The following is a 17494-nucleotide window of genomic DNA, read 5'->3' on the forward strand; positions in this document are numbered from 1 at the left end:
TTTTAGTTTTGAGAGTTGATCAAAGTCAACCAATAAACAAACTAAACTAGAAGTTTTATTCTATATGAAATTGAAATACTTGCGATTCAGAATTATGATTCTGCTCGTCGTAAGTTATAATTTTCCAATAGTATGTGTTTCCTGAGCTCACGCTTACTGATGTGCTATTACTGTTAGTAGTAACTTCTTTATTTGTTGGAGAGTTTTCAGTGCCAAAAAACACATCATACTCCTTTATATCATTTTCTACATCGGCTCCGTTCCATTCTAATACAACACTTGTAGTTGTTGCATCTAGAGTTTCAGACAGAGCAGGTGATATTAATTCAGCTGGAAAAGGAGCATAGGATGATACAGCCTCTCCTGCATTGTAAAATTTCCATGTTGGACTTTGAGCAGTTTCTGTACCTGAATTTTTTGAAATAACATACCAAGAATAAGGTGTGCCTCTCATAATCGTTACACTTTTTTCTGAAACGTTAGAGGTGTAATTTTGAGTGTTTTGTGTGTTTAAATTTTTAACAAATAATTGATATGAAGTTGCATTACTGGCATCATTCCAATTAAAAACAATCGTACTTTCTGTACTGGTTAGATTAGAACCCGTTGTACATTCTGAGTTTTGTTCTGGAAACACCAACGCAGCTGCACTTGGCGGGTCCATGGCAATTGGGTCAGGATCTGGGCTTGACATATCATCATCTCCACCTCCACCACTGCTACAGCTAAAATGGAAGCCACATATGATAACACCCACTAAGATATATGTACTTAACTTTTTCATTATTCTTTTATGATTTTAAATGTTTTAATGCTTGCATCTGTGGTAACTCTAAGTATATAAATGCCTTTTGAAAGACCAGTGGTGTCAATGTTTAAGTTAGACTTTATACTGGTAGTATTATAAACTTGATTTCCTAGAATGGAGTACACTTCTATCGATGCATTTGTACCATTTGATACACCTGTAAATACATCAAGATAACCATCAAAAGGATTGGGGCTTATAAGGGCTTTGCTCTCTAAAAAGAGTGATGTTTTATAAACACCTTGGCAGTCTTTATCGGTTTTAATTGTTATATTGTTTTTCCCGATTTGTAATGGTAATTCTATTTGTGATGCTGTAGTTTCGGTAATGGTACCATTTATGTCAATTTTATATAACTCGCCACCATCCAAACTTAAAGCAACTACATTTTTACTTTCAATAACTTTGGAGGATACTGATAAATCCTCAGGTTCTGTAATAGTGATATTAAAACATTGCTCATAATTAGCTTGTCCATCCACAGTGATGCATACACGATAATCTCCTGCGCTTAAATCGGATTTTATGTATGTGCTTGTAAAAGTTTCAGAAGTATTTAAACCATTTCCAGTAATTGCCACTGTGTAGTTTAAATTTTTTACTGCCATTATATCAATAATGCCGTTGTTACTATTTCTGCATGTTTCACTGGCAATTTGTAGCCTAAAATTGGTGGCTGGTAAAATAAATACTTCACAGCCTGTAGCGTCAACGTTTGCTCCTATTGGTGTATTGGCACAGGCATCATCTGTATTAGGAACACCATCACTATCTAAATCATTAGGATCTATAACAGGTTGCGTACCATAAACACGGTATTCTCCGGGTGCTAATGCTATTGAAGATGATACATTGGTAACATCAAGAGGTTTATTGTTTTCAAGAATATTGTACCATGTGCCTGTTTTTGAAAAGTTTGGGGTTATGGATTGTTCAACAATATCAAAATTAGCAATTACCACTACATCAAAGTTTCCAGTATTATCATTTAAATTAATACGTTTTACTAGGCCGTCTAAACTGTAACTAAAATCATCTGTGTTAAACGTTGAAGGGTAATCTGTTTTTAATTGTATCATTTTGGCAGTAACTCGGTATAAATCTAAACGGTCCTCATCTTCATCATAATTTAAAGTCCAAGCTACTGGCTTCCTATCTAAGCGACAGTTACCATTGGTAATATCGTTTTCACAGTTTATACTTTTATCGTAACCCAGTTCGCCAAATTGCCATAGCATTTTAGGTCCAGGTACGCTATAAAAAATTGCTGTAGCGGCTTTAATCCTGTTTAATGCCGTTTGAAAATCTTTAGTATCGTGCTCTGCATTGGAATTACCATTGTTAATGTTTCTAACCATAAGTCGCTCTTCGTCATGACTCTCCATGTAGCCAACAACATGAGGGGCGTTCCAATTACGCTCGGTATAGGATAACCAAGATACATTAGTATCAGAGGCAAATCCCATTGTGTTTTGGTTAAAACTGTGGTTTAAGTTACCCCAGAACATAAAACCATAGTCCGCCAGTTCTTTTTCTTCAGAATTGTCTGCAAAATGTTCTAAAATCAAGTAAGCATCACTTGACACATTATTCCAAATGTAGTTGCCGTAGTCCTGAAGTATCGCTATACGTGAAGCATCACGATTGCCCCACGCACCTACGTTATCTGGATTATTGGTTTGTGTAAATCCTTTAGATAAGTCAAATCTAAACCCGTCTACTCTAAATTCCTCAATCCAATATTTTAGGGTTTGTTTTACAAAGGTTTTAGTGTATTCGCTTTCATGGTTAAAATCGTATCCTACATTAAATGGGTGTCGTGCATCTGGGTTTAGCCAAGGGTTATCTGCTGTTGGTTTAAAATTAGCACTATCCCAATACATTTGTGCAAGCGGGCTTTGACTAAACGCATGGTTGTACACTACATCAATTATAACAGCAATACCTTTTTCATGACATGCATCTACAAATGCTTTAAAATGATTTTGAGTGCCATAATATTTATCTAAAGCCCCATGAAACGACGGGTTATAACCCCAGCTATCGTTACCTTCAAATTCGCTGACTGGCATTAATTCGATTGCATTAATACCTAGATTTTCAAGGTAGTCTAGATGCGTCATAGCTGCTAAAAACGAATCATTTTCGGTAAAGTCACGAATTAACATTTCGTAAACTATCAGGTTTTCTTGGTTAGGTTTAGAAAATGAATCGACTTGCCAGTTATAGGCTACTTCATTAATTTGAAAGGTGGATACAATGCCTGAAGCACCTTCTGGGTAATCCATTAAATTAGGGTAAGTGGTATCTGAAATGAATTGGTCATTACTAGGGTCTAGTACTTTTTTTGAGTAAGGGTCTGCAAGACGCAACGTATAATCTATAAAGTATTGATATGCATATTCGGTATCGGGATCAAGGCCGTTTAATGTAAGCCAAAACGTATCGCCATCTTTTTTCATTTGGTACATTGGATCTACTCCCCAATTGTTAAAACTCCCTATGAGGAAAACATCAGTTTTCATCGGAGCTTGCAATACAAAAGTTACAGAGCCATCATTGTTTTTGTTTAAACCATACTCTAGACCAGTTGGGGCAGTTTCTGTTTGCGTGGGTGTTTTTACGTAAACCCAAATGGTTTCTTCTCTAGTTTCTGCACCTTGTACAGCACTTGCATTAATAGTGAATGCCCCTGTAGTAGTAAATGTGTATGATGTAGCAATGCTAGTTGAGGCGGTTTCGGTACCAATGGTAGTGTTATTAACTTTTAGCTCTAAATTAGCTGTAGTGCTGGATTCTGCTGTAATCGTAATGTTATCGTTTACATCAAAAACATCATCGTTTGAAGGATTTGTGATTGTAATGTTTAAACCAGCCTCAAAAACCTCTATAAATAGATCTGGTCTAGATTGTTGGTTACCATCAGCACTTCTAAACACAATGGCTATATTGGTTATGGTTTCTCCAGTACCTACGTTATAAAACGATGCAATGTCTGGTGTAATAGAAAGCTCATAAGTGTTAGTCGTTAACCGTGTTAACCTTGGCTGTAGGGCGTTGTTTCCCCAAGAGCCTATAACATATTTCCAATCTGTATTGCTTGTAGATTCTGAGGTAAGAACACCAGTGTGAGCGTAAACATCTCCTGTGTAATTTTCAAGCTCAGAACCTGTCGCATCAAATGTTATGGTTAGGGCATTATCCGCAGTTGGAATTGCGGGTACAGTAGATACAGACTGTCCATAAACTAATGCGCTACACAGAAAGAGGAAAAAAAATATTTTCTTTTTCATATTTGTTCCTTTAAAATTTAATCAAAAAAGGCTGTACAAGAATTGACACAGCCTTTTTTAGACACTCTCAACTAAACTAAACTTAATTTTGTGTATATGTTGGGTTTGCAGGGTCTGAGAAGTCTAGAACGAAAGAGTATGTTCCAGCGGTTGCTAAAATATTGGCACCGTTTAGCTCCAATACACCATCGCCACCATCGTCTCCATAGTTTGTTCCCCAGTCGTTATTGGCTCTAAACTTAAATTCACCATCAATAAGTGTTACATCATTTAAAATCCAAATATCATCAAATGGACGAGACCAATCTCTTGTGAATTGTGCATCTGGCGTAGCCCCCCAATCATTATAAGCACCACCAACAAGCCCCCAAACATAATCGATTGGTTCTAAGGTGTATGTTAAATCATTCATATTTACTGTGGCTATATAAATTCCAGCAGTTACAACAATGTTTGCTCCGTTAAGTTCTAAAGTGCCATCTGCACCATCATCACCCCAATTGGTACCCCAATCGTTGTTCATTCTAAATTTCATTTCGCCATCAATAAGCGTAACGATACCTCTAAATACATCAGAGTACTGATCATACTCTAGCATAAAATCAGGAGTTGCCCCCCAATCGTTATAGGCACCACCCACAATTCCTAGAGAGAAAGGTTCAATGGTATAGGTAAAGTCATTTAAGTTCATTGTAATTTTATATGAACCAGCAGTTACTGCAATATTTGCTCCGCCTTGTTCTAGTGTGCCATCGGCATCATTGTCGCCTAAATTGTTTGCCCAATCATTATTCTCTCTAAACTTGATCTCACCATCAATCAGGTTTACATAGGCAGCTAATACGCCATCAGTATCTGTTTTAAAGAATGGTAAATCAGGAGTTGCCCCCCAATCATTTGCAGCAGATCCAACTACTCCCCAATTAGTTGATAAATCTAAAGCTGTAGCATAGGTTGTTACTGTGATAGTTACTGGATCTGTAGTTCTTTCTAGAACACTGCCAGAAGCGTTATCTGTAATTATAGCAACTAAACGCAAATCTAAATTACCTGTAGTATCAGCTTCAATGCCACTTTGAATAGCTGCAGCATTTAGTTGAGCGTTAGTAAGAGTAATACTGTTTGTGTTTGTCGCAGTTCCTGCTTCAACGGGTACTGCAAAATTAGTACCGGCTAAAGCAGCTTGTAATATATACTCAACATCTAAATTTAAAGAAGAGTCTAGAATAGGATCTGTCCATTCAAATGTCATTGCAACAGCGTCATTATTGTCAATGGATAATACAAATGTATCGCCATCAGCTACACTATTAATGGTAGGCTCGTTAACTGGATAAGTAGTGGCTAGTATTAAAATGCTATTACTAATTTGATTACTAGCCAGAACTCTCATATAAACAGGAATATCTTTAAATTGAGTATTTCCAGTTGATGTGAGTGCATTATTAAATTCTGAAACTGACATTGAAAAGTTATTGGAATCAGAAGTTCCTAACGTCATAGGAGATGTAAAGTCGGCATCAGTTGCCATCTCAACAGTATATGATGAGCTTCCAGTTACCTCATCATTCCATGAAATTGTAAACGCAGGGTTATCTGGTAATGCAAAATTTAAAAACACGGTACTAATACCTGGTGTATTTAATATAAACTCTGCTTCTGGAGTTGTAATTTCTAAGGTTTCTTCTGTCTCGCAAGATGTAAACACTAGAGTTACTACTAGCAGTAGAAGACCTATTTTATTTATAATTGATTTCATTTCTCTTTAATTATTACGTTAGTCTTATAAATTTAATGGTATAAGGATGTAACGACCGGTTAAGGTGTTAAACCAAACATCATAATCGTCTTCAACAACCACAGGAATAGCACTTCCTCCGTTTGTAGCTACACCTGAAAAACCAGTACCAGCACCCCAAGTAGCTCCTGTGTCTGTTAAGAATGATACTTCGCCGGGTGTTAAGCGAATTCCAGCAGCATACCAAATATGCCCGTCAAATGTTAGTTGTGTCATTGCAGTAGTTGCAACACTTGATCCTTGAATGCTCATACCAGAGAACATAGTAGCTCCTGAAGCATCAAAAGGGGTCATTGTATACTTCTTTGTAGAAAAGTTTATTGTGAATTCGTAGTATCCATCAGATGGAACTCCAAAACGACCAGGGTCTCCATCTTGAGTTGCAGGATTTCCTGCTATATCCCCATCAGTTTTGATTTCATCCTCGCCTTCATTATCAGTTACGCCCCATTGTGGTTGCCATAAACCTCTAAATTCTAAAACTTTAAATCTTCCGTCGTTAAAATCGCCTCCACCTTTAGTAAAGAAACCAGTATAATAGTATTGGTTAGCATTATCTGCGTCTCTAAATAATGGTGGGTTATTAGCATTGTTATCCCACCCAGGAGCAGTGCCGTTTCCAACTAAATAATAGTCATTAAATGTATAATTGAAAAAAGGAAATACTTCAAATTGAAGGATGTTAGAATTTATTGCTTCACTTTGTTGTGTACCTAATGAAGCAACAACTCTTGTGTACAATGTAGCCCATTCAAATGGGTTTAAACCTGCATTACCAGCTGCAGCATTTACTTCTCCAATGGATAATGTAATGTTATTGCGTCCTGTAACACTTGTTGCCGTAACTGGCGCAGTAAATGCTTCATCCATTGAAAATTGTACGGCGTAGCTTACTGCTGTTGGTTGTCCATAATCAGACTCAGACCAGTTTAGTGCTATGGCAGGGTTTCCTGTATTGGCAGCATCTAATTCAATTTGAGTAATTCCTAAATCTGCCAATACAGGTGCGTTAGGATCAGATACGGTAAATAGTGTTGAATCATCATCACATGAACCAAGGCATAGTAAAACTAACCCAATCATGCAAAGTGCTGAAATTCGTTTTATTGTTTTCATCATCTTAATTTTATTTAGTTTTAGTACCCTGTATTTTGTTTCAAGTTATCTGGATTAGCAGCTATACTACCTGTTGGTATTGGGAATACATCAAAATGTGAAGGTATTGCGATTCCATTACTCCCATTACCTTTCCAAGCCCAGTTATAATTCCCGCCAGTGTATCTACTATATCTAATTAAATCTTGTCTTCTGTGCGCTTCCCAGTGTAACTCACGAGCTCTTTCATCCAAAATAAAATCAAGGGTTAGATCTCCAGATGAAATGGTACTAGGGTTATTTGCTCTGGTTCTTAATGCATTAATATATTCAACGGCAGTAGTTAAATTGCCTCCACCGCCTCTTAAGTGTGCTTCAGCATACATCAGGTATACATCAGCAAGTCTGTATAGAGGAAAGTCTGTGTCAACAAATGTTTTATCGGCACCGAATCCGCCCGTTGAGGTTGCATTAGAATATTTTTGGATAACATATCCTGTATCTCTATCAGATATGTCTGGGATATCGATTGGTCTGTCTGCAGAGATTACAGTGTTTCTGTCATCATTTGCAAATGCAGCACCAAAAAGTTCAGCAAATTGTCTTTTTATTCTTAAAGCACCTCCCCAGCCTTCGGTGCCTACACCAACTTCATCTCCATTTTTTTCTAAACTTCCAACAGAGCCATTTACCATAACTGTTGTCGGTCCATAATTTTGAGTGGTTACTCCATCAGATACAATTGGAAAAATAATTTCCTTGGTTGCAGAATTAGTATTGTTATCTGCCATAAAATTATGTAAATAACTATCTGCTAATTCATAACCTCCACCAATGATCTTCTCACAATAACTCATACAATCGCTATAGCGATTCTCACTTATGTAAACTTCAGCATTTAAATAAATTTTAGCTAAAATCATTTGGGCAACAGCGCTATCAGCTCTTCCATATTCGTTTTGTCTAGGGGCAACTAAATCATCTTCAATATCTAATAATTCTGCCTCTATAAAAGAGAATAGTTGTGCTCTTTCATAAACTTCTGGTTGTGTATTTAATGGTGTGTTTTCATCTGTAAAGTTTGCTTTTCCAAATAAATCCATCAAATAATAATATGCCATAGCTCTCATTAGTCTTGCTTCCGCTCTATATTCAGGGATATTATTTCTTGTGCTTTCAGAAACATTTCTAGAGTCTAATTTATCATCAGTAGTTTCGCGTAAAAAGTTATTTGCCAATGCTACAGATAAATGAGCTCTACTAAACATTCCTAATAATAGAGGGTTTTGGGCTGTCCAGATATTTCTTTGAAGTTCTCTGGTACCAGCATCGTTTTCATAAGACCATACCATTAAATCTGTAGTAAGTGTTTGAGTGTATAATAATACACGCCCAAATTGACTAGTACCAGCATCAATATCTTTTAAGTTAGAACTCTCAGGGCCATCAGTTCCTGTTAATGCTAAATTTGCATAAATACCAGCTAAAACTTGTTCGTAAGCGCTTTCATCTTCAAAAAGGTTTTCACTTAAAACAGTTTGATCATCGTTAGGGGTAATATTTAAATCATCGGTACACGATACTAGCGCTAAGAGACAAAAGCATATTACTCCAATTGTTTTGTGCATTTTAAATCTTGTTTTCATAGTTGTTTTTTTAAAATTTAATGTTAGCTCCTACCAAAACAGTTCTTGGTCTTGGATATACTACATTATCTATACCTAACGTAAGTGTTAGGTCTGAGTCATTATCGGTAACTTCAGGATCTAAACCACTGTAGTTTGTTATTGTGAATACATTTTGAACACCACCCCAAACTCTAACACTCTTAAGTGTTTTAGATATTTTGTTAAAGGTGTATCCTAAAGTTATGTTGTCCATTCTTAAGAATGATGCATTTTCAACAAAAAGATCTGAAATAATAACATCGGCAGTTCTTTGAAAATCAGTATCTAAAACACTAGTAGGGATGTTGCCTAGTACTGCGTTATCCAATAATAATTCGTATTGTGCTCTAGAAGATTTTACGTTATTATAAACATAATTTCCAAGGTTTGCTCTTAAGTTAAATGAGAAATCTAAGTTTTTATAAAAAACATTAGATTGAAAACCAAAAATTGCATTTGCTCCAGGGTTTTCTTTAATATATCTATCATTATCGTTGATAATGTTATCCCCATTTAAATCGGCATAAGCCCCTTCAATAGGCCTTCCATTACCATCGTACAATTGTTTGAAGACATAAAATGAATTTGGTGCTTCGCCTTCTCTGTGTAATTGAATATTTGTACCGGTTCCTCCACTAATACCCCCAGTTCTCACATCTTGCCCTAAAGCTAATTCTTTAACTTCTCTGTCTAATAATGTAGCATTAAAGTTAAAGTCTACTTTTAAGTCGTCATTACTTATAACATCAGTATTCACAGAGAATTCTAAACCTTGTATTTGTAATTCTCCAATGTTTTGAATAACACTGTTGGAAAAGTTGGCACCATCAGGAACAGCAGCCGTAAACAATAAATCTGTTGAGTTTTTTTGGAAGAAATTTAATGAACCAGAAACTTTGTTATTGAATAGTCCATAATCTATCCCAACTTCCATTGTAGTGGTTTCTTCCCATTTTAGATCTGGATTTATTTCAGAAGCTATCAAAGACTCAATAATTTCATTACCAAATTGAAATTGAGAGTTTGCTATACCTCCTCTGTAACGGTTTAAGAAAATATCCTTTTCAGTTATACTTTGTTGACCAGTAATACCATAACCCAAACGTAATTTCAAGTTTGAAAATACTTTAGAATCGTTCATGAAATCTTCATCACTAATACTCCAAGCAAAAGCAGCAGCTGGGAAGTTACCCCATTGGTTTTCTTTGCTAAAACGAGAAGTTCCATCGCGTCTGTAAGTAAGAGTCAATAAATATTTATCATCTAATGAGAAGTTAGCTCTACCAAAGAAGCCAATCAGTACTACATCAGGATCAGTGTAAAAATCATCAACACTCAATGGATCAGTTATATTTCTACCATTTTTACCTCCATTAGTAAATCTTTGGTAAGAATAACCAGCAGTAAAATCTAAACCTACATTATCTATGTCTTTTTTGTAGTTAAGGTATCCATCAAATAGCTCGTTTGTTCTCTCTTGAGTGTTTTGTCTAGACTCTCCCTTGAATAGAATGTCTTGATCTGTAGTTGCTTGTAATCTATCTCTTGTATCAAAGCCTTTAGCTTCAGTTTTGTCATAACCAAGATTTACTACAGCTCTCAGTTCAGGTAGAAAGTGAAATTTATAATCAAAATTTAAATTACCATAAAGTCTATTGGCATCACCAAGGTTAGTTCTTTGTAATAATTGCGCAACAGGGTTGGTAGTACCGTTTGCTACTTGGTTTCCAGTTCTATGCTGATAGAATCCACCAAAAGGAGAATCAGCATCAAATACAGGTTGTGTAGGATCATAACGCATTGCAGCACCAATTTGTCCTGCATCAGCAAATCGGTTATCCTCAAATGCAAAGTTCGCATTAAGGCTTACTTTTAAATGATCATCAAAAAACTTAGGGTTTAATGATAAACTTAAGTTACGTCTTTCGAATTTAGATGCTTTTAAAGCACCTTCTTGGTCTACAACACTAAAAGAAAATCTTGCGGGTAACACTTTAAATAAAGATCCTTGCATAGAAATATTATGTTGGGAAGACACAGTATTTCTAAAAATTTCATTTTGCCAGTTTGTGTTAGCGTTTCCTAACAAGCTTTCATCGATTGTAGTACCATTAATGGGCTGAGATGCTACTAATTGTCTGTAGGCATCAGCTGAAAACACATCAATGGTATTGGTTACTTCACCAAAGCTATACTGTGTATCATAAGTGGCACTAAATGTAGATTTTCCTTTTTTGGTAACAATAATTATTACACCGTTTGATGCTCGAGAACCGTAAATTGCAGTGGCTGAAGCATCCTTTAAAACAGAAAAGGAATCAATATCATTTGGATTAATAGAGGCTAACACACCTCTAGAACCTGTAACGCCATCATTTGAAATTGGCAATCCGTCAATGATAATTAGAGGGTCGTTAGAGCCATTAATAGAGGCGCCACCACGAATTCTAATTTGAGATCCAGAACCTGGAGCGCCACTGGTATTAACACTTACACCAGCAATACGTCCGTTAATTAAGTTCTCAGGAGTTACAATATTACCTTTAGTAAACCCTTTGGAAGTAATGGCCTCAACAGAGCCTGTAGCATCTTTTTTGGTAGTAGTACCATAACCTATTACAACCACTTCCTCTAATTGTGCTGCATCTTCACTTAGTTGCACATCTAAAGTAGATTGACCAGAATACGTAATTTCCTGTGATGCATAACCTACATAAGAAAAAACAATAACATCGCCGTTATTGACTTGTATTTGATAATTTCCATCAAAATCGGTGGTAGTTCCTGTTGTTGTTCCTTTAATAACGACATTAACACCGGGAAGTGGGATGGAAGTTGACTGTTCTGTTACTGTTCCCTTAACTACAGTTTGCCCAAACAAAAATACAGGTAAGCATAGCATCAAAAACAGTAATTTTTGAGTATTTGTTTTCATTAGTTTTGTTAATTTAATGTTCTGAGTTAGTCAGTTTATATTTTCACTTCTCAGACCAAAACTATGTAAAGAAATTGTTAAGAAATAATTTTGTATTACGAAAAAAACAACGAAAACGTTTTCGTGTTGACAACTTTTTATTTTTTTACGTATAAATTAATAAATTCTCATTTTCAAACCAAATAGAAATGAAATTTAAAATTGAAGAAACCAAAGATTATTGTTTATTTTAGAGCTAAATTTTAGCTATGAAGAAAAAGATTACATTAAAGCAGATTGCCAAGGAGTTAGATGTCTCTGTTTCAACAGTTTCTAAGGCACTGAGTAATAGTAAGGAGATTAGTGAGGATACAACAAAAAAGATTCAAGCTTTTGCTAAACTTTACAATTACAAGCCCAATAATATTGCACTTAGCTTAAAGAATAGAAAAACCAAAACTATAGGCATACTAATTCCAGAAATCGTACATCATTTTTTCTCAACTGTAATTCGAGGTATTGAACGGGTGGCTAATAGGCGTGGTTATAATGTAATTGTTGGTTTGTCAAACGAATCGTTTACCAAGGAGATTATAAACATGGAAATGCTGGCTAATGGTAGTATTGACGGGTTTATTCTCTCGATTTCTAAAGAGACATTACTTAAACAGGATTATCATCATTTTAATGAAACCATAAATCAAGGGATGCCCATTGTGATGTTTGATAGGGTGGTAAGTGAAGTAGATTGTGATAAGGTTATAGTAGATGATTTTAATGGGGCAGTTAAAGCAGTAAAAAAGTTAGTTGAAAACGATTGTAAAAATATAGCGCTTATTACCACTATGGATTATGTGAGTGTTGGTAGATTAAGGACTCAAGGATATTTAGAGGCACTCCAAAATAGTGGAAGAGCGGCAGATTCTAACCTTATTCTTAAGATAGATGATAGTTTAGACGTTGAAAATCATGTAGAAGTTTTAGAAACTGAAATTGCACATTTTTTAAAATCAAACCCAAGTATCGACGGTATTTTTGCGGTAAACGAGCTTTATGCCGTTACGGCAATGAAAGTTGCTAGGAAATTAGGTTTAAGTATTCCAGATGATATGCAAGTAATTGGTTTTACAGATGGTGTGCTTTCCAAACATGCTACGCCGAGCCTAACAACAGTGAGTCAACATGGTCAAAAAATGGGAGAACAATCAGCTAACTTGTTGATTGATAGATTGGAAGCAGAGGAGGCTGATGCTGAACAGTACTTCACAAATAACGACACAAAGAAAGACTTTATAAAGGTAGTTATAGAAACCGAAATCATAGAACGGGAATCTACTAAATAGTTTCGTACAACATAGTTACATTTAATGTTGTATTAGGAAAACCGAAATTCTTTTCTATCTTTGGTATTGAAATCAAGACTTATATTTTCACTTCTCAATAAGTTTTGATAAGTATATACCGCTTATCAAATAGTATTAACAAAATATACTATTCATGGAAAAGCGTAGATTAAGTTTCTGGGAAATTTGGAACATGAGTTTCGGATTCTTGGGAATTCAAATGGGTTTTGCCCTCCAAAATGCTAATGCCAGTAGGATCCTCCAAATATTTGGAGCAGATGTTCACGAATTATCATGGTTTTGGATAATTGCACCATTAATGGGGCTAATTGTTCAACCAATCATAGGACATTACAGCGACAAAACTTGGGGACGCTTTGGTAGACGTAAGCCTTATTTTTTAGTAGGAGCTATTCTTGCCTCTATTGGTTTAATATTAATGCCTCAGGCAGATATTTTTATAGCATTTATGCCTGCATTGTGGGTAGGTGCTGGTATGCTCATGATTATGGATGCTTCGTTCAATATCGCCATGGAGCCTTTTCGCGCTCTGGTTGGTGATAATTTAAGAACAGATCAGCGAACCCTTGGTTTTAGTATACAAACCGCCCTAATTGGATTTGGGGCTGTAATCGGATCTTTTTTACCTTATGCTTTGGCTAACTGGTTTGGAGTATCCAACGCATCAGTTGAAGGAACAGTACCTTTTCATTTAGTATTATCATTTATTATTGGAGCTATTGTACTAATAGTTTCAATTTTAGTGACGGTTACCAATACCAAGGAATACTCGCCGGAAGAACTAGCTAGCTTTGAAGATGTAAAAGCACATTCCTCAGCTTTGGAAAAAGATGGAGCGGAGGAAAAATCAAGTTTGCTGGATATTTTTGAGGATTTTAAAAAGATGCCGGAAACTATGCGTCAACTAAGTTGGGTGCAATTCTTTTCTTGGTTTGGTCTTTTTGGAATGTGGGTATTTGCAACCCCAGCAATTGCACAACATACTTATGGTTTAGCTTTTGATGATAGCAATAGTGTATCGTATCAAGAAGCTGGGGATTGGGTTGGAATTCTCTTTGGGGTTTACAATTTAGTATCTACACTTTATGCTTTTGCATTACCCTATATCGCTAAAAAAGTAGGGAGGAAGAAAACACATTCAATATCCTTAATTATTGGTGGTTTGGGGTTACTTTCCATTTACGTTATGCCAGATAAAAATTGGTTAATACTATCAATGATTGGTGTTGGGGTAGCATGGGCAAGTATTTTAGCAATGCCTTATGCCATATTAGCGGGGTCTATCTCTCCCAAAAAGATGGGGGTTTACATGGGAATCTTCAATTTCTTTATTGTTATCCCTCAAATTATTAATGCGCTTATTGGCGGTCCTTTGGTAAAGTATCTGTATGGAAACCAAGCCGTAATAGCTTTAGTAATGAGTGGTATTAGTTTTTTAATAGCAGCGGCTTTGGTGTTTAAAGTCAAAGACGTTGATGATGTAATTGAATAATATAGTATTAACAAAATACTCTTATCCGCCCGAGTAAGAGTTCCCCCAACTGGGGGCTAGGGGGCTTTTAAAATGAATAAAATAGGAGTCATATTCGATTTAGACGGTGTTATTGTTGATACCGCTAAATATCACTTTTTAGCCTGGAAAGATTTAGCAGACCAATTAGGGTTTGAGTTTACCGAAGCCCATAACGAACGACTTAAAGGTGTGAGCCGTGTACGGTCTCTAGAAATACTTTTAAGTATTGGTAAAATAGAAATTTCCGAAGCAAAAAAACAGGCATATCTTATTAGTAAGAACGAACAGTATTTAGAGTACATCTATAAAATGGGGGCAGATGAAATTCTGCCAGGAGTAAACAAGCTTTTAAATGCTTTAGATGTTCTAGGTATACAGTATGTATTGGGATCTGCAAGTAAAAATGCACCATTGATTTTGAAACAGGTGGGGCTTCTCCATCGATTTGTAGATATAGTTGATGGAAATAGTGTTTCTAGGGCAAAACCTGATCCAGAAGTATTTTTAATAGGTGCCAAAAAACTGAATCTAGACACAAGACAGTGTGTGGTTTTTGAAGATGCAATTGCTGGAGTTGAAGCTGCTAATGCGGCAAACATGATATCAGTAGGTATTGGGGATAAGCAAACGCTTAAAGATGCCCATTTTAATTTTAACGATTTAACTGAAATACCCGAAGATTTTTTTACCAGTGTTATTTCAGAAAAAATATTCAAGAAAAATGAACCAAAATTATATTAAACCAGATAGTTGGTCGATTATAGAGGAAGGCTTTGATGCAAGTCGCGTAAAGTCTTCAGAGAGTTTATTTAGTATAGGCAACGGTGCCATGGGGCAACGCGCTAATTTTGAGGAATCTTACACAGGAGATACCTTTCAAGGCAGTTACATAGCGGGGGTGTACTATCCAGATAAAACACGAGTGGGTTGGTGGAAAAATGGCTATCCAGAGTATTTTGCAAAAGTACTCAATGCTCCAAGTTGGATAGGAATAAATGTATTTATAAACGGAGAACCTCTTGATTTAAACACTTGTAAATCCATAAAAGATTTTACGCGAGAGCTTAATATGAAACAAGGTTGGCTATCAAGAAGTTTTAAGGCAACATTAAAAAATGATGTAGAAGTGCAGGTAGAAACCAAACGTTTTTTGAGCTTGGATTTAGATGAAATAGGTGTTATTAATTATGAAGTAACACCACTAAATATGGATGCTGAAATAGTATACGAACCATATTTAGATTCAGGAATTACAAATGAAGATACCAATTGGGATGATAAATTTTGGGATACAACACATATAAGTCATATCAACCAGCAAGCTTTTATTGAGGCAAAAACCATGAAAACCGATTTCCATACCTGTACGTTTATGGAATCTAAAGTTTATATTTCAGGTAAACCCATTTTAGTGGAACATAATATTGTGGCCGATGCAAATTCTGTGGCCTTTAGTTATGGTTATTCAGTAAAGAAAGGTAAAACGTATAGTATTCAAAAATATGGAGGTTATACTGTAGATAGGTATCATGATAAAAGTAAATTGGTTAAAGCAGCCAAACAGGTTCTAAAAACAGCTACAAAGAAAGGATTTGTGCAGATGTTGAAAGACCAAGAAAAAGCGTGGGCCACTATCTGGGAAATGGGAGACATCACAATTGAAGGCGATGTAAAAGCGCAGCAAGGTATTCGCTTTAACATATTTCAATTGAATCAAACCTATTTGGGTAAAGATTCGAGATTAAACATAGGACCTAAAGGATTTACAGGAGAAAAATATGGAGGTAGTACCTATTGGGATACCGAGGCCTATTGTATTCCATTTTACATGGCTACAAAAAACCAAAACGTAGCCCGTACACTTTTAGAATATCGTTACAACCATTTAGAAAAAGCCATTGAAAATGCTGAAAAGTTAGGGTTTAAAGATGGAGCAGCACTATATCCAATGGTTACGATGAATGGAGAAGAGTGCCACAACGAATGGGAAATTACTTTTGAGGAAATACATAGAAACGGCGCTATAGCCTTTGCCATTTATAATTATCATCGTTTTACTGGAGATTATAGTTACATTCCAGAAAAAGGTCTTGAAGTGTTGATAGGTATTTCACGTTTTTGGCAGCAACGTGCTAACTTCTCTAAAGCAAAAAATAAATACGTTATTTTAGGAGTTACCGGCCCTAATGAATATGAAAATAATGTCAATAACAATTGGTACACAAATTACCTAGCAAAGTGGTGTATTGATTATACTTTACAACAAATTGAAAAAGTAGAACTAGAGTTTGCTTCGGATTTTTCTAGAATTGCTAAAAAAGTAAAACTTACTAAAAAGGAATTAGCACTATGGAAAGCCGTGGCAGACAATATGTATTTTCCGTATTCAGAGAAACATCAAGTGTATTTGCAACAAGATGGTTTCTTAGATAAGGAATTGATTTCCGTAAAAGATTTACCAAAAACACAAAGACCAATAAATCAGAAATGGAGTTGGGATAGAATATTACGCTCACCATATATTAAACAAGCAGATGTGCTGCAAGGGTTTTACTTTTTTGAAGATCAATTTACAGATGAGGAATTAGAGCGTCATTTTGATTTCTATGAACCCTTTACAGTACATGAAAGTTCACTTTCGCCATGTGTACACAGTATACAAGCCGCAAAATTAGGCAGAATGGAGCAAGCTTATACGTTCTATTTACGTACCTCTCGTTTAGATTTGGACGATTACAACCACGAAGTTCATGAAGGGTTGCATATTACTTCAATGGCAGGAACTTGGATGAGTATTGTTGAAGGTTTTGGTGGTATGCGAGTAAAGGACGGGAAGTTATCCTTTGCGCCTAAAATCCCAAAGCAATGGAAAGGCTACTCATTTAAAATTAATTTTAGAGACCACGTTTTAAAAGTAAACGTAACCCAAGAGCAAACCTGTTTTGAAATGTTATGTGGTGAAGCATTAGAGATTCTTTTTAACGACAAGGCGTTAGTACTAGAAAGTAATGTGCTCAAGGCTGTAAGCTAATTTTAAAAGTC

General features: G+C 35.8%; 10 protein-coding genes. 4 read left to right on the forward strand and 6 right to left on the reverse strand.

The window, feature by feature from the left end; translation table 11 throughout:
• Positions 1–55 precede the first annotated feature (55 nt).
• The 6 genes from JS605_RS10285 to JS605_RS10310 all read right to left on the reverse strand — a co-directional run bounded on the left by JS605_RS10285 (position 56) and on the right by JS605_RS10310 (position 11596).
• Positions 56–784 carry a hypothetical protein gene (locus JS605_RS10285; protein ID WP_203257637.1) on the reverse strand — a complete coding sequence of 243 codons (729 nt, stop codon included), beginning with the start codon at positions 782–784 and terminating at the stop codon, positions 56–58.
• Positions 784–4101, reverse strand: coding sequence for an alpha-amylase family glycosyl hydrolase (locus JS605_RS10290; protein WP_203257638.1), 3318 nt, complete (start codon positions 4099–4101; stop codon positions 784–786). The genes JS605_RS10285 and JS605_RS10290 overlap by 1 nt, the downstream gene beginning before the upstream one ends.
• Before the next feature lie 82 nt (positions 4102–4183).
• Positions 4184–5860, reverse strand: coding sequence for a SusE domain-containing protein (locus tag JS605_RS10295; protein ID WP_203257639.1), 1677 nt, complete (start codon positions 5858–5860; stop codon positions 4184–4186).
• Positions 5861–5884: 24 nt separating this feature from the next.
• The gene (locus JS605_RS10300) at positions 5885–7018 is read right to left on the reverse strand and encodes a SusE domain-containing protein (RefSeq protein ID WP_203257640.1); all 1134 of its coding nucleotides are present in this window, start codon (positions 7016–7018) and stop codon (positions 5885–5887) included.
• A 17-nt stretch (positions 7019–7035) separates the two neighbouring features.
• Positions 7036–8640, reverse strand: coding sequence for a RagB/SusD family nutrient uptake outer membrane protein (locus JS605_RS10305; RefSeq protein ID WP_203257641.1), 1605 nt, complete (start codon positions 8638–8640; stop codon positions 7036–7038).
• 10 nt (positions 8641–8650) lie between these two features.
• Positions 8651–11596, reverse strand: a complete 2946-nt coding sequence (locus JS605_RS10310; protein WP_203257642.1) for a SusC/RagA family TonB-linked outer membrane protein — start codon at positions 11594–11596, stop codon at positions 8651–8653.
• Positions 11597–11844: 248 nt separating this feature from the next.
• Between JS605_RS10310 and JS605_RS10315 the strand changes: the two genes are divergently transcribed.
• From JS605_RS10315 to JS605_RS10330, 4 genes are all read left to right on the forward strand, one after another.
• Entirely contained in the window at positions 11845–12918 is a 1074-nt protein-coding gene (locus JS605_RS10315) for a LacI family DNA-binding transcriptional regulator (RefSeq protein ID WP_203257643.1), read from the forward strand.
• 154 nt (positions 12919–13072) lie between these two features.
• Entirely contained in the window at positions 13073–14431 is a 1359-nt protein-coding gene (locus JS605_RS10320) for an MFS transporter (RefSeq protein WP_203257644.1), read from the forward strand.
• A 72-nt stretch (positions 14432–14503) separates the two neighbouring features.
• Complete coding sequence (pgmB, locus tag JS605_RS10325) at positions 14504–15193, forward strand: beta-phosphoglucomutase (RefSeq protein ID WP_203257645.1); 690 nt, start codon at positions 14504–14506, stop codon at positions 15191–15193.
• The gene (locus JS605_RS10330; protein WP_203257646.1) at positions 15174–17483 is read left to right on the forward strand and encodes a glycoside hydrolase family 65 protein; all 2310 of its coding nucleotides are present in this window, start codon (positions 15174–15176) and stop codon (positions 17481–17483) included. The genes pgmB and JS605_RS10330 overlap by 20 nt, the downstream gene beginning before the upstream one ends.
• Positions 17484–17494: the final 11 nt, after the last annotated feature.

The organism is Hyunsoonleella ulvae (genome assembly GCF_016827605.1).
GTDB classification, from domain to species: Bacteria; Bacteroidota; Bacteroidia; order Flavobacteriales; family Flavobacteriaceae; genus Jejuia; species Jejuia ulvae.

Excerpts from the sequence above, each read along its gene's own strand:
- JS605_RS10320 (WP_203257644.1), top strand. The coding sequence starts at position 13,073 with ATGGAAAAGCGTAGATTAAGTTTCTGGGAAATTTGGAACATGAGTTTC.
- JS605_RS10305 (WP_203257641.1), bottom strand. The coding sequence starts at position 8,640 with ATGAAAACAAGATTTAAAATGCACAAAACAATTGGAGTAATATGCTTT.
- JS605_RS10330 (WP_203257646.1), top strand. The coding sequence starts at position 15,174 with ATGAACCAAAATTATATTAAACCAGATAGTTGGTCGATTATAGAGGAA.
- pgmB (WP_203257645.1), top strand. The coding sequence starts at position 14,504 with ATGAATAAAATAGGAGTCATATTCGATTTAGACGGTGTTATTGTTGAT.
- JS605_RS10290 (WP_203257638.1), bottom strand. The coding sequence starts at position 4,101 with ATGAAAAAGAAAATATTTTTTTTCCTCTTTCTGTGTAGCGCATTAGTT.
- JS605_RS10295 (WP_203257639.1), bottom strand. The coding sequence starts at position 5,860 with ATGAAATCAATTATAAATAAAATAGGTCTTCTACTGCTAGTAGTAACT.
- JS605_RS10315 (WP_203257643.1), top strand. The coding sequence starts at position 11,845 with ATGAAGAAAAAGATTACATTAAAGCAGATTGCCAAGGAGTTAGATGTC.
- JS605_RS10310 (WP_203257642.1), bottom strand. The coding sequence starts at position 11,596 with ATGAAAACAAATACTCAAAAATTACTGTTTTTGATGCTATGCTTACCT.
- JS605_RS10285 (WP_203257637.1), bottom strand. The coding sequence starts at position 784 with ATGAAAAAGTTAAGTACATATATCTTAGTGGGTGTTATCATATGTGGC.
- JS605_RS10300 (WP_203257640.1), bottom strand. The coding sequence starts at position 7,018 with ATGATGAAAACAATAAAACGAATTTCAGCACTTTGCATGATTGGGTTA.